The sequence below is a fragment of the Paenibacillus sp. Paensp38 genome (assembly GCF_059491915.1).
On record NZ_CP168516.1, the window covers coordinates 3,181,858 to 3,195,596 of the forward strand.

Below are 13,739 nucleotides of genomic sequence, written 5' to 3' on the forward strand. Positions count from 1 at the left end.
CGCTTCTATAGTGAAGTTCTTGTAAGAAAGATAACATACATTTTCAGTTATAAGGTAACTCCAATAAACTATAGCTAGTTATAGCCTAGGGCTATACCCAACTTTTTATTCCCCTATCGCCTCATGCAGCGCTTCTACATAGACAGTGGCCAGCTTGGAGAGCGCAGCATTTTTATGGCAAATCCATCCCACATTAATAGACTCATCACATTCCAGAGGGACGGAAATAATGTCGTTACCGTTCAGATCGGCACTGATCACTCCGGTAGAAATGGTATAGCCGTTCAACCCAATGAGCAGATTAAAAAGGGTCGCCCGGTCATGGACGCGAATGCTTTTGGGATGCGATAACGTACTGAGAATCTCCTCGGAAAAGTGAAAGGAATTGTACTCCCCTTGCTCAAAGGACAAATACGGATACGGATAAAGCTGGTCAATGGTCACGATGGACTGTTGGGATAGCGGATTATTGGCACTGATAAAAATATGTGGCTTGGCCGTAAACAGGCTGTTGAATTGTAGATTCGCATCTTTTAGCAGCTTGTTAATGACCTTGGCGTTAAATTCGTTCAGATACAGGATTCCGATCTCACTGCGCAGGCTTTTGACATCCTGTATGATTTCATGGGTTTTGGTCTCTCGCAAAGCCAATTCATACTCTTCTTGACCATATTGATTCACCAGATTCACAAATGCATTTACGGCAAAAGCGTAATGCTGCGTGGACACAGCAAAATGCTGTGGTGTAGGCTTGGCATCCAGATAGCGACTTTCCAGCAGCTCCGCCTGCTCAACGACCTGACGTGCATAACCGAGGAATTCCACGCCTTCCTTGGACAAAGAAATCCCCTTATTGGTACGCTCAAAAATGGTGATATGAATTTCTTCCTCCAGATCACGAATCGCGTTCGACAGACTGGGCTGGGAAATGAACAACCGCTTTGCCGCCTCATTCATGGAACCGCGATTGGCAACCTCAATGACATATTTTAATTGTTGTAGGGTCAATGCATGATGTCCTTTCCGTTTGTGTTTCTTCTATTATATAATACATGCCCATGCTCCTGAAAAAGGGAATTAAAAAATACCCCCTCAAAATGGTAACATCCATTTCAAGGAGGTGCTTTTTCACGGCGGCTTTAATTAACGAATTTCACCGTTTGTGGAGATCAGCTTTTGATACCAATAAAAGCTTTGTTTACGAATACGACGCAGATCCTTGAGATCAAACTCCTCACGATCCACATAAATAAACCCGTAACGCTTGCTGGAGCCTTGATGGGTACTCACCAGATCAATTGCAGACCACGGACAGAAGCCGAACACTTCTACACCATCTGTAATAGCCAGTTGAATCTGCTCGATATGTTTGTTGAAAAAGTCAATGCGGTAAGGATCATTCACTACATCCCCTTCTTCAAGCTTGTCAAAAGCGCCCAAGCCATTCTCTGTCACAATCAAAGGCAAGTGGTAGCGAGAATAAATTTGGCGTAACGTGGATCTAAAACCGACCGGATCAATCTCCCAACCAAACTCCGTCGTTTGCAGGTTGGGGTTGACGGAACCTCGATATGCTCCGGGTTCACCCACAATTTCATGCTGATCTCCTGTATGTGAAAAATCATTCCCGTCATCTAAACTTTCTCCTACGGTTTGAGAGGTATAATAATTAAATGCGATAAAGTCCGGGTTCCCCTTCGCTAATATATCCATATCCCCTTCTTCAATGACAGGCTCATAGCCTTTCTCGACCAAATAGCTCCAGGCAATATGGTTGTATCGGCCAAACACAGCCATATCCAGATAGAGCCAGTTGCGAATGGCTGCATAGTTGTCCGCCGCCAGCGTATCTTCAGGCTTGGAACTGGCTGGATAGATAACCCCAATATTCGGTGCTGGTCCAATTTTCGCGTCAGGCAGCATCTCGTGGCACAATACCATCGCCTTCGCCTGTGCGACTAACATATGATGATTTTGTTGGTACAGTACCTTTTGCGGATTTTCCAGGCTTGTATCCAATGTGCCAATAGAACCGGGATGGAGAATCAGCATGTTCTGCTCATTAATGGTTAGCCAGTATTTAACCCTGTCCCCAAAGTTTTCGAACAATGTTTTGGCATACTGCTCGAAGGCATCAATCGTCTCCCTCTTCGACCAACCGCCTTGTTGTTCAAGAGCATAAGGCAGATCAAAATGATACATAGTAACAATCGGTTCAATCCCGTATTTAATTAGTTCGTCAATTAATGAGCTGTAAAACGCGATTCCCTTCTGATTCACTTCACCTGCGCCCAGGGGATAAATACGTGTCCAAGCAATCGAGAAACGATATGCTTTAAATCCCATTTCAGCCATCAGAGCTACGTCTTCTTTGAACATATGGTAATGATCACTGGTTACCTTAAAATCAGTGACTCCTTCGACGTGATTAGCCATGTCAATGACAGAGGGTCCTTTTCCATCTTCGTCCCATGCACCCTCTACTTGATAAGCGGAAGTGGAACCTCCCCAGAAAAAATTTTCAGGAAATGCCTTCAATTGATTATGTTTCATGATATAGTCCCTCCAGTTATAGTTATATCCTTCTGATGTTCGCAATTCATGTATGTGATGATGATGCTTGCCAGTATTACACAACCAAAGTTAACAATACTTCATTCTTTTGAATCTGCTCCTGATTTGTCTCAAATACGTCCACTTTATGCTTCGTGAGTGTGACGATGACAGGCGTTACGATTTCGTATCCTGCTTCAATAATCTGCTCCCTGTCAAATTGGATTAACAAATCGCCCTGTTTCACGCTGTCGCCCTCTTTAATCACTGGATTAAAATGCTTCCCTTTCAGCGCAACGGTGTTAATTCCGATATGAATTAATATCTCTGTACCTGCACTGGAAGTCAATCCTATGGCATGTCCTGTGGGGAACAGCGAGGTTACGACTCCATCTATTGGGGCTACAACCTCACCGACAGACGGTTCAATAGCTAATCCTTTTCCCATGGCCCCTGTAGAAAATGCAGAATCATTCACTTGGCTCAGTGGTGTAGTCTTACCTGTGATCGGGCTGTATATCGTTTCTTTCTTGATATCAATGGCCTTGGTTGCTGTAATAACAGGTTCTGGTTCTGCTGTTTTCACGGATTCAACTGTTTCTGGGGTCTCCTCCTTCACCTTGCTTTCATACCCAAAAATAAGGGTTAGTACGGTTGCTGCCGCGAATGAGCAGGCAATGGCAATCACGTAAACCAAGGTTGGCGTATACACTGGAATCGCAAAAATGTTGTGAAAAACATAAGCCGTCATTTTTACCCCAAAATGTCCATTGATGGCACCGCCTATAGCCCCTGCGATAATGACAATCGGAATGACACGTTTATAGCGAAGCACCAGACCATACACAATCGGCTCTGTCACACCCGCCAGCAATCCTGTAATACTCGTAGAACCGGCAAGAGTCCTAAGTGTTTTATCTTTTCTCGCCTTTAGGAAGATACCAAATGCTACCCCAATTTGAGCAAATACTGCTGCTGCAGCCATCGCCTCAATCGGATCCCCGCCAACACCGATATTTTGAATCGTGATGGGTGTAAAACCCCAGTGAAGTCCGAAGACGACCATAAAGGTCATAAAACCGCCAAGAACAATCCCTGACAAAATGCCACTTACACCGATTAACCATGTCACACCTGAAGAAATCCAATCTCCTACCCCTGTACCGAAAGGTCCGAAAGCCATCGCAGATAGCGGAACCATAATCATTAAAGCCAACATCGGAACTAAAAACAATTGTAAATCCTTAAGAATGATCTTCTTCAAAAACTTATCTACCAACGCATAGATGCTAATGGATATAAAAATCGGGAAAACACTGGCGGAGTAGTTCATCATGACCACCGGTATTCCTAAAAACGATACATCAGAGCCCTTGTCCATCAGCCCCGTAAAGTTGGGTTCCATGAGAGCCGCACCGATCACACCAGCTACATAAGGATTCGCCTTCAGCTTTATACCGAGCGTAATCCCTAGTAAAATCGGCAAAAAGTAAAATACAGCATTCCCAGCAGCAGACAGGATCAGATAGGTATCACTTGTTGCAGACATCCATCCCAGTAAGGTCAAAACCGTTAGGAGTGCTTTTATCATTCCCGAGCCCGCCATCGCTGGAATCAATGGGGAGAAACTACCGGAAATGACTTCAAAGATTGTAGTTATGACCGATGTTTTTTTTCCACTGGATTCACTGGCCGCAGGGGAGTTCGATCCAAAATCCCTGCTTTTCATGATCTCTGCATATACATAGGCAACATGGCTGCCAATAACAACTTGGAATTGTCCTCCGCTTTCAACAACTGTAATGATTCCCTCGTGCTTCTCAAGCGCTTCTCTTTCGGCTTTTCGTGAATCCTTCAGGTCAAATCGGAGTCGTGTAGCACAATGGACAAGCCCATTAATATTTTCTTCTCCTCCAACGAGACGTACGATGTCTTCGCCCATTTTCTTATGGTCCATGTTCATTCTCCTCTTGGGCAGATTGCCTGAAAACAAAAAAATACCTAAACGAAAGGCCTGTATGATCAAAGAAAATGATCACTGCCATTCATTTAGGTATCGCCTGCTTAACCAGTAACAATCCTTATATTTAAGTTGTGAGCCTACTATAAATCACTTAGAAATCGTTTGCAAGCTTTTTTTTCTAAGAACTAGCTATATCATTTCTGGAGGTTACACGCTGTATATGAATCGTCAAATACACTTTTTCGTCAATTGACATAGCACTTTCATGCTTTAACTCCAAATATTGATTGATTAATTGGGTGCATTGAAAAGCCCTCTCGTATTTATCTTTGACTTGGTCATACAAGAAATTATCCCCTGAAGCTAGTTGTTCTTGTTCATTGCTCAGCAATCGTTGGGCAAAGTACTGCAAATGAGTAATAAACCGGGAATAATTGAACGAAGTTTCATCCAGTGTAATCTCGTAGTAATCGGTTACAATGTTGAATATGTCATCAATAATCTCGGTAATCTCAACCGTTTGTTTCATTCCCTGACCGTCTTGTCTTGCATTTACAAAATGCATAGCAATAAAGCTTGCTTCATGCTCATCCATTTGGATGCCAAATTGAGCATGGATGATGTCCAATGCATTCATGCCGATCATAAATTCTTTTTTGTAAAACTTTTTAATTTGCCATAACAGTGAATTTTTAAGTCCTACGGATTTTCTGTATCGAGAGATGGCAAATTGAATATGGTCAATCAGAGAAATATAGATATTGTCACTAAAAATATCTCCCATTTCCTTTTTTGCGCTGCCTACAATTTCATCCGCCACCTTTAAATACTCTACAGATGTTTCCCCAATAAGATCTATTAATTTTTGTGGAATTTTATCGGACTTTAATACAAAGGTTTTTTCTATTTTGTCTTCATCGACCCTCTGGCCATTTTTCTTTTTAAAGCCTAGACCATTCCCTATGACAACAAATTCATGACCCACCTGATTTTCGACTCGGATAACATTGTTGTTAAAAATTTGCCGGATGATCATTTATCTGCTCACCTCATTGATGTAATGACAAAGTTTGTAATAACAAAAAAAACCAAATAACGACTAAATCAATTAGTCATTATTTGGGTATCGCCTGCTCACCAGTAACAATCCCGAAGGGCACTTCACCCCTCATTCAATTACTCTTACTATACCGCTTTCAATGCAGAATAACAATACAATCATGCCAAAAAACCGCCAAACACTCGGAATCCTTTGTGCTTAGCAGTTTTTTAGGTTCATGCTTAACTTTCTTGCTCTTTGCAAAACACCTCTTTGGCAACCTGAATGGCTGAGGCTGCCCGGGGCCATCCTACATAAAAGGCAAGCTGTGTAATGACTTCAACCAGTTCTTCCTCCGAAATCCCGTTTTCCTTGGCCAGGTTCAGATGATAAGGAAGTTGATTCACATGCTCACCCGCCACCAGAGCGGCAACTGTAATAAAACTCCGTTCCCTAAGAGACAACTCACTTCTTCTCCATACATCTCCAAAAAGAACATCCTCCGTATAGGTTACAAAAGCGGGTGCAAAATCACCTATCGTTTCCCGAACACTCGATTTGATTAATTTATGCTTCATACAATCATCTGGGCAAGTCCATTGCCAAAGGACCAATCCTCTAATTCAGTCTCTACCAGTGTCACAAAAACATCCTCCGGTCGGACTTTACATTCAATAGAGATGAGTTCGGCTAATCTTTGGTAAAAATCCTTTTTTTGTTCCGTAGTTCTACCCGATCCCATCGTAATTTGGATGTACAGCAGCTTGTCTGTTCTGGATACATTCAAATAATCGGGACTATAATAAAACTCGCTTTGCTTATGAGCATGAAAAACCTGAAAGTAATCCTTGGGCGGGACCTGAAAATGTTCGATCAAAGCATTCATGATACAGCGGCTAATGTCAGGCAGCTCTTGCTCTGTGTATTGTTGCTCCATGTAGCCAACTCGTACAAATGGCATGTTCATCTCTCCTATCCGTTGGGATAAGATGATTGTACTCCTCTACCCTTCATCTGTATAATTGAAAATAATCATAAATATATTCAATTTCATCGATGGAGATGAGCAAGCGTGGATCTGAAAGAATTAACTACATTTCGTACCATAATCGAAGAAGGAACGTTTTCAAAAGCTGCTGTTAAATTAAACTACGCTCAGTCTACAGTCACGAACCAAATCCAGAGGCTTGAAAAAGAGCTGGGATTTCAACTTTTTAAAAGGGGTTGGGATGCGGAGTTAACGTCCCCGGGCAAACTATATGCCGAGGAGATAGACGGACTTATTCAGCATTGGAATTTTGTAATGGACCAGGCGAAGTCGCTGAAAAAGGAGGAGATCGGCACGCTCCATATCGGTGTGCTTGAAACGGTAGCGGCTACCTTACTCCCCTTGGCTCTGCAGCAGTTTCGAGAGCATAAACCGAATATTACGTGTCATTTTACAGTTGGAAACACGGATGCACTCGCACATGCTTTGGTGGATGGTAAGCTGGATTTTGCTATCTCTGGGGAACCTCACTCCATTCCTTCCTTACACTTTGAATCCATATATCACGAACACATCGCCTTTATTGTGTCCCGTAATCATCCCTTCGCGGCAAAAAGTGAGCTTCAGCTCGAAGATCTGTACGCGTATCCGCTTATCGTTGGAGGTAAGAACTGCTTGTACCATATACGACTGGAGAAAGAGCTTTCACACTTCCCGTCGATGCCGTTTTTTTATACTGTCAGTCAAATCTCGTCGATCCCCACGTTCGTAAAAACGATTCCTTCAGTTGGAGTGGTTCTATCGTCAATGCCTTTGCCGGAGGAACTGGTCACCGTCCCCCTCCAGTTAACAGACCCTAATATTGCCGTTGGACTATTACAAAACAACCATCACCAGCAGTATATGTCTTCGGCCCGAAAGCTATTTATACAGCTGGTTAAGGAGCTTTGCAGGCTATAGCATCTATGCAAGACTACTAATAAGTTATATCATCTTTGCATAAAGAAAAAGCCGCTAAACACTCAGAAACCTGGTGTTTAGCGGCTTTACTATTTTGAAGGCCTAAGAAAATGTGGCCCTCTCTTTATTTTTATACTCTTGTTGTCATACCTGTTATTTCGCTTCAAGCGGTTTTTTCCACAGTCCCAGAATGAGCGCGGAAATTACGGAACCAATCACCACTGCAAGCAAGAACAGCAAAGCATGATTGGCAAGAGCTGCTACAAAAATTCCGCCATGTGGAGCTGGAAGATTGATTTGCCAGAACTGCGTCAGACCACCAGCAATCGCTGAACCTACAATACAAGAGGTTAAGACACGCAGAGGATCAGCAGCTGCGAATGGAATGGCTCCTTCCGTAATGAAGGACAATCCAAGTACATAGTTCGTCAAGCCAGACTTGCGCTCTTGCTCAGTAAACTTATTTTTGAAGAACGTCGAAGCTAATGCGATTGCCAGCGGAGGTACCATGCCGCCCGCCATAACAGCCGCCATCATAGCTCCGTTCGTGTTACCACTGGAAGTAAAGACACCGATCGAAAATGCGTAAGCTGCCTTGTTGAAAGGTCCACCCATGTCAATCGACATCATTCCGCCCAGGATCAGACCCAAAATAACTGCATTACCTGTTCCTAAATTGTTCAGAACGTTGACAAGCCACGTATTAATACCACCGAAAATTGGATCAAACAGGTAGAACATAATCGCGCCTGTAATTAGGAGTCCGAATACCGGGTATAACAAGATTGGTTTTAAACCATCCAGCGTTTTTGGTAGACCTGCAAAAGCTTTACGCAGGAAGATCACCACATAACCAGCCAGAAAACCTGCTGCCAGACCGCCAAGGAAACCTGCATTGGAGTTTACAGCCATCAGACCCCCAACCATACCTGGCATCAGTGCCGGGCGGTCTCCAATACTCATCGCGATAAATCCGGCCAGTATCGGAATCAGGAAGTGGAACGCACCTGTTCCGCCGCCAATCGTTTGTAACAGTTGGAAGAATACATTATCTTCTCCCGCTACCTGTTCAATCAAGAAGGAAATGGCTAGCAAGATCCCCCCGCCTACAACGAATGGTAGCATATGAGAAATACCGTTCATTAAATCCTTGTAGATTTTGCTGCCTACGCTGCTCTTCTCCGCTTTCGACTCTTCAGCGCTGCCTTTACCTTCACTACGATAAATTGGCGCATCGCCGTTCAGCGCTTTGCGGATCAGTTCCTCAGATTTACGAATACCGTCACTTACCGGTCTTTGTAATACAGGTTTACCGTCAAATCTGGCCATTTCAACCTTCTTGTCAGCTGCGACGATTACTCCTTTGGCACGACGAATTTCATCCGCTGTCAGTACGTTTTGTGCGCCTTCCGAGCCATTCGTCTCTACACGGATATTTACACCCATTTCTTTCGCTTTCTTAATAAGAGCATCTTCAGCCATAAACGTGTGTGCAATGCCTGTAGGACAAGCGGTCACTGCAACCACAAACTCGTCAGAATTCGGATTGCCAACGATAACGTCTGGCGTTTGCTGCGCTTTGGCTGCCTCTTTCTTAGCCTCTTTTGCTTTTTTGGCAGCTTCTTCTTCCGCCTGCTTGGTATCAAACAACACAGATACTTCATCCGGTGTTTGCGTTTTCATAAGGTTCCCGATAAAATCGGTATCAATTAAGAGCCGGGAAAGGGCTGCCAATGTGCGAAGATGCGTATTTGCTGCTCCCTCTGGAGCCGCAATCATAAAGAACACTTTTGCCGGCTCACCGTCCAACGATTCGAATTCTACGCCTTTACTGCTTTTGGCGAAAACGACAGTCGCTTCATTCACAGCTTTGGTCTTGGCATGCGGCATCGCAATGCCGCCGCCGATTCCAGTGCTGGACTCTGCTTCACGTTTGTAAATCATTTCTTTAAACAAGGCACGGTCATTAATACGTCCACTTGCTTCGAGACTAGCGATGAGCTCCTCAATCGCCTCGTCCTTTGTCGTCGCCTGCAGGTCCATGATCATCGTTTCTTTAATCATCAGGTCTGTTATTCTCATTTTTCACACTCTCCTAAGTTCGGTCAGCGTGTCGATACACGCATAATAAGCTCATGATGCAGCCGGATTACCGTTTTGAAATCGTGACTTGCGGCCGTAATTGTTCAATTTTCTCTCTAGTAGCCAGATCATCGGAAAACGCAGTTGCGCTTCCGGATGCCACTCCTGCACGGAATGCTTCGATCGGATCGCCATGAAGAGCCAGCGTACCCACGAATCCAGCAATCATTGAATCACCTGCGCCTACAGAATTTTTAACCGTTCCTGCTGGTACATTTGCGTGATACACTTCATCTGCCGTAATGAACAAAGCCCCTTCTCCTGCCATGGAAATCAGTACATTTTTTGCACCTGCTTCCAGCAGCTTACGACCGTAAGTGACGATCTCCTCCTTTGAGTGAATAGTTACGCCAAACAACTCAGCCAACTCGTGGTGATTTGGCTTGATGAGCAGCGGTTTATGAACCAGTGCCTTCATCAGCGCCTCACCTGTGGTGTCGATGACGAATTCAGCCCCAGTTTGCTGGCATACGCTAATCAGCCGATCATAGAAGTCTCCTCCAAGTGACGGCGGGATACTTCCCGACAAGACGACAATGTCATTTTTCTGGAGTGCGGCCAGCTTTTGCACCAACGCATCGGCCTCTTGCTCACGAATCACAGGTCCCAAACCGTTAATTTCCGTTTCATCGCCATGCTTGAGTTTAATGTTAATCCGTGTGTCATCTTCGATCATTACAAAATCAGTTTTAATGGATTCTTCCCGCAATGTATCGTCGATAAACCTGCCTGTGAATCCTCCTAGAAAGCCGATCGCCGTGCTATCTGCTCCCAGCTGGTTTAGTACACGTGATACATTAATTCCTTTACCACCTGGCAATTTCAAATCACGTTTCATCCGGTTCAAATCACCAAGCTTCAAATCGTCAACTTCCACGATATAATCAATGGAAGGGTTCAGCGTTACTGTATATATCATTGTTATCCCTCGATTATCTTAGTTTTCTGAGCGATGGATCGGCGTGAGCGTTCTGGCATCGATTCGGTAATAAGTATAGCTTCCTTGAGCTCGAACAGTTTGGCGAAGGTTACTTCTCCAATTTTGCTGGAATCGGCCAACACATACGTTTTGCCTGACAACTGATGGGCTCGCCGCTTGATTAGCGCCTCTTCAGGATCAGGAGTTGTATACCCCATTTCCATATCCACCCCGTTCGTTCCTAAAAAGCACTTGTCGAATCGAAAATTGTCTAAATTTTGTAGGGCAATACTGCCAATTACGGCTTTGGTATGAATTTTCATCATCCCTCCCAGTAGATAGCTTCTGATTCTTTTACTTACCAGTGCTTCTACGTGGGATAGACCATTCGTCACGACCGTCACGTCTTTAGCTTCAATGTAAGGAATCATCGCCATCGTTGTTGTTCCCGCATCCAGATAAATACATTCGCCATCCAAAATTTCTTTGGCTGCCATGCGGGCGACTGCGTTTTTTTGTTGAACGTTTTTGAATGTTTTTTCTTCCATGCCAGGTTCCTGACTTTTCTGATTCAGTAAGGTTGCCCCACCATGAATCCGTTTTAGCAACTGACGGCCCTCAAGATCTATCAAATCGCGCCGAATTGTTGATTCAGAAGCTCCCAACAGATCAGCCAATTCCTGCAACTTTACAACACCACGTTCTTGTAAGCGCTGTATTATTAACTTGTATCTTTCTTCCGTCAGCATCTTCATTCCCCCAACTGTTTATATCGTACCACAAACCTAATAAAAAACAATCATTTTTCTCCAAAAAGATTCAAAAAAATTCATTCCAACTTCATTTTTTTACAAAATGGTGAATTCCCGCTCTAATCGACATGATTGCGTTTACATTTTAAAGAAAATTCATCTACTTTTATGTAAATTCATTCTTCTTACATAGGAATTCAGCAGTAAACGTTCAAAAACGTTCTAAAGCTTCCATCAGTACTATTTTACCATTATGCGCACAATTCGTCCCAATTTCCCTGAAACCTCATTCAGCTCATACGTAACCATTCCTGATGAGCATTAGGCACCTGTGTACACTAGCGCTGTATTTTAAAATAACAAGAGCCATGACTGCGTGCATACCGCATTCATGGCTCACCTTGTTATGATACATATTCACCCTCAATAATCTTCTCCAGATAATCTTCCGGCTGTGCAAGAAACTCAGCAAAGCTGCACACATCCGCATATTCCTGATGCTCCTCGTCATAATAACCCAGGCACTTCTGCTTTGGATTCCACACCAATATAATATCCGAGTAATTATCTACGTTTAGAGACAGACGCAACAGCTTTTGCCGACCTACCTTCATCTCAACCGTATCGATAATTGAAAAGAACTCAACAAATTGAATATCAAGATCATTTTCTGGCAGGTTCACACGGAGTTGATTCCCTGTCAGAAAGGCTATTAAATCCTTCGGAAGCTTGTAGCTTTTCAAAGCATGTCGTTTATTTTCCAGATTATGAAATGCCGGAGGCTCTACAGACTTTAAATACTCAGCCATTTCTACGTTTTTATTACTTAGTGCAATTGTATATGCCCGTTCTCCATCTTTTTCTGCCAGCGTCACATCAGCGCCTAGTTGAACCAAATACTTCACCATCGAAAAATCGTTGTTGCGCGCCGCCACTGTCAAAGGCGTGGCTTTATATGGATATACCATATTAGGGGCATTGAAATTAATATCTACGCCATGTTCCAATAGTAAAGCTACTGTTTTCAAGTCATGCTCACTAACTGCGTTGCGGAGTGTTGCTCCAGCATGCTGCTTCATATCGAGGCCCAGCTCATGGATAAGCAGCATATTACTTTTGTTACCGTAGTAGGCTTGCTCATAAGCACCAGATTTGACATGATTTTTACCGTCCTGCTTGGCGCCATGGGCGACCACATAACGGACAACCTCTTCGGTACCATAGCGAACAGCCGTCAGGAATGCGGGATTATCCTTTACATTAAGTTGAACCCCCTCATCGACCAGTAGCTTCAAGACTTCCATTTGCCCAGTTATGAGTGTAATATCCAGTGGACTTAATGTCGTATATTTGCTGAGTACGATCCCTTGTTCTATATCCCAGCCTTCGGTCAGCGCCTGGCGTAAAGCGGATATATTGCCTTGAACGATATGCATCGCTATCTCAGGAAGAACCTTGAAATTGCCTACATCTTTTAATTTAATCATGGTTATTACCTCACTCTTTATGTATCTACTATTAATCATGTATATCTATTTTATACCAACCTCTCTTTTATATAAATCCAACAGATTCCCCAAAATTCATTATTCACTCTATCGCAAACAAGTGAGTAATAGAGGTCAAAATACCTTATAGAAGCTATAATTGTATTATGATTCTGTATACCCTGTGCAACCGAAAAGGAGAACATATGAATAGCATTCAATATTTGTCCCAATTTAATTTGCTTCATAGTCTCTCATTAGAAGATTTAATTGAAATGGATCAAATGACCTCCATTACGACTATACCGAAAAAAAACTTTATACAAACTCCAGAGACCTTTTCCGAGGGACTTTATTTTGTGAAAAAGGGCAAAGTACGTCTATATAAGCTAAATGCTGACGGGAAGCAATTTACTTTGGATATCCTCCGCGAGGGAAATGTATTTGGTGAAATGGATATGATTTCACTAGGAACAAGGGAGATGTATATAGAAACGATAGAAGAATGCGATATCTGCCGTATGGACAAAGACCGATTCGAGCATTTTTTAATAGAACATCCCAGGTTCATGATGAACATGATCAAGGTGTTAAGTGACCGAATTTCAGGAATGAGCAGTCTGGCCCAGCATTTAGCTTTGGGAAATTTACAGGATAAAATTTTGTATATTCTTCTGAAATTGTCCGATCAGTTCGCCCTCCAAAGCCGTGATGAGTATTGCAAAATCAATTTCCCTCTCTCTCATCAAGAAATTGCGAATCTGGTCGGGGCCACCCGTGAGGCTGTAACAGCTGCTCTTCAGGAGCTTGTCAAAGAAAAGGTCATTAAAACCGGCTTTAAGACGGTTTACATCCATCGCGAAAAGTTAGTGAAGTTGTAAACTACATTACATCTATACTCCACCCCAAAAAAGTATCGTATACCTATCAGACAAT

At 43.2% G+C, this 13,739-nt stretch carries 12 protein-coding genes; 2 read left to right on the forward strand and 10 right to left on the reverse strand.

Going from position 1 to position 13,739, the window contains the following annotated elements:
• Positions 1–105 precede the first annotated feature (105 nt).
• The 6 genes from ACEN8J_RS13820 to ACEN8J_RS13845 form a co-directional block, all read right to left on the reverse strand.
• Positions 106–1,008, reverse strand: coding sequence for a LysR family transcriptional regulator (locus tag ACEN8J_RS13820; RefSeq protein ID WP_029516653.1), 903 nt, complete (start codon positions 1,006–1,008; stop codon positions 106–108).
• 135 nt (positions 1,009–1,143) lie between these two features.
• Positions 1,144–2,553, reverse strand: coding sequence for a glycoside hydrolase family 1 protein (locus ACEN8J_RS13825; RefSeq protein WP_495593584.1), 1,410 nt, complete (start codon positions 2,551–2,553; stop codon positions 1,144–1,146).
• A 76-nt stretch (positions 2,554–2,629) separates the two neighbouring features.
• Positions 2,630–4,510: a beta-glucoside-specific PTS transporter subunit IIABC gene (locus ACEN8J_RS13830; protein ID WP_449291690.1), complete on the reverse strand. Its 1,881-nt coding sequence runs from the start codon at positions 4,508–4,510 to the stop codon at positions 2,630–2,632.
• 184 nt (positions 4,511–4,694) lie between these two features.
• Positions 4,695–5,552 carry a BglG family transcription antiterminator LicT gene (gene licT / locus ACEN8J_RS13835; RefSeq protein WP_307349353.1) on the reverse strand — a complete coding sequence of 286 codons (858 nt, stop codon included), beginning with the start codon at positions 5,550–5,552 and terminating at the stop codon, positions 4,695–4,697.
• 245 nt (positions 5,553–5,797) lie between these two features.
• Positions 5,798–6,133, reverse strand: a complete 336-nt coding sequence (locus ACEN8J_RS13840) for a carboxymuconolactone decarboxylase family protein (RefSeq protein ID WP_069012182.1) — start codon at positions 6,131–6,133, stop codon at positions 5,798–5,800.
• Complete coding sequence (locus ACEN8J_RS13845; RefSeq protein ID WP_165145314.1) at positions 6,130–6,516, reverse strand: tautomerase family protein; 387 nt, start codon at positions 6,514–6,516, stop codon at positions 6,130–6,132. The genes ACEN8J_RS13840 and ACEN8J_RS13845 overlap by 4 nt, the downstream gene beginning before the upstream one ends.
• A 111-nt stretch (positions 6,517–6,627) precedes the next feature.
• On the opposite strand from ACEN8J_RS13845, the gene ACEN8J_RS13850 reads away from it, so the two are divergent.
• The gene (locus tag ACEN8J_RS13850; protein ID WP_069012183.1) at positions 6,628–7,503 is read left to right on the forward strand and encodes a LysR family transcriptional regulator; all 876 of its coding nucleotides are present in this window, start codon (positions 6,628–6,630) and stop codon (positions 7,501–7,503) included.
• 153 nt (positions 7,504–7,656) lie between these two features.
• On the opposite strand, the gene ACEN8J_RS13855 is transcribed toward ACEN8J_RS13850, so the two are convergent.
• From ACEN8J_RS13855 to ACEN8J_RS13870, 4 genes are all read right to left on the reverse strand, one after another.
• Positions 7,657–9,585 (reverse strand): PTS fructose transporter subunit IIABC, encoded by a 1,929-nt coding sequence (locus ACEN8J_RS13855; RefSeq protein WP_029516646.1) that lies wholly within the window; start codon positions 9,583–9,585, stop codon positions 7,657–7,659.
• A 67-nt stretch (positions 9,586–9,652) separates the two neighbouring features.
• Positions 9,653–10,564 (reverse strand): 1-phosphofructokinase, encoded by a 912-nt coding sequence (pfkB, locus tag ACEN8J_RS13860; RefSeq protein ID WP_029516645.1) that lies wholly within the window; start codon positions 10,562–10,564, stop codon positions 9,653–9,655.
• Between the two features lie 2 nt (positions 10,565–10,566).
• Complete coding sequence (locus tag ACEN8J_RS13865; RefSeq protein WP_029516644.1) at positions 10,567–11,313, reverse strand: DeoR/GlpR family DNA-binding transcription regulator; 747 nt, start codon at positions 11,311–11,313, stop codon at positions 10,567–10,569.
• 407 nt (positions 11,314–11,720) lie between these two features.
• A complete protein-coding gene (locus ACEN8J_RS13870; protein WP_029516643.1) occupies positions 11,721–12,803 on the reverse strand; it encodes an ankyrin repeat domain-containing protein in 1,083 nt (360 codons plus the stop codon).
• 206 nt (positions 12,804–13,009) lie between these two features.
• On the opposite strand from ACEN8J_RS13870, the gene ACEN8J_RS13875 reads away from it, so the two are divergent.
• The gene (locus tag ACEN8J_RS13875) at positions 13,010–13,684 is read left to right on the forward strand and encodes a Crp/Fnr family transcriptional regulator (protein WP_029516642.1); all 675 of its coding nucleotides are present in this window, start codon (positions 13,010–13,012) and stop codon (positions 13,682–13,684) included.
• Positions 13,685–13,739: the final 55 nt, after the last annotated feature.

Excerpts from the sequence above, each read along its gene's own strand:
- ACEN8J_RS13825 (WP_495593584.1), bottom strand. The coding sequence starts at position 2,553 with ATGAAACATAATCAATTGAAGGCATTTCCTGAAAATTTTTTCTGGGGA.
- ACEN8J_RS13830 (WP_449291690.1), bottom strand. The coding sequence starts at position 4,510 with ATGGACCATAAGAAAATGGGCGAAGACATCGTACGTCTCGTTGGAGGA.
- licT (WP_307349353.1), bottom strand. The coding sequence starts at position 5,552 with ATGATCATCCGGCAAATTTTTAACAACAATGTTATCCGAGTCGAAAAT.
- ACEN8J_RS13840 (WP_069012182.1), bottom strand. The coding sequence starts at position 6,133 with ATGAAGCATAAATTAATCAAATCGAGTGTTCGGGAAACGATAGGTGAT.
- ACEN8J_RS13845 (WP_165145314.1), bottom strand. The coding sequence starts at position 6,516 with ATGCCATTTGTACGAGTTGGCTACATGGAGCAACAATACACAGAGCAA.
- ACEN8J_RS13855 (WP_029516646.1), bottom strand. The coding sequence starts at position 9,585 with ATGAGAATAACAGACCTGATGATTAAAGAAACGATGATCATGGACCTG.
- pfkB (WP_029516645.1), bottom strand. The coding sequence starts at position 10,564 with ATGATATATACAGTAACGCTGAACCCTTCCATTGATTATATCGTGGAA.
- ACEN8J_RS13865 (WP_029516644.1), bottom strand. The coding sequence starts at position 11,313 with ATGCTGACGGAAGAAAGATACAAGTTAATAATACAGCGCTTACAAGAA.
- ACEN8J_RS13870 (WP_029516643.1), bottom strand. The coding sequence starts at position 12,803 with ATGATTAAATTAAAAGATGTAGGCAATTTCAAGGTTCTTCCTGAGATA.
- ACEN8J_RS13875 (WP_029516642.1), top strand. The coding sequence starts at position 13,010 with ATGAATAGCATTCAATATTTGTCCCAATTTAATTTGCTTCATAGTCTC.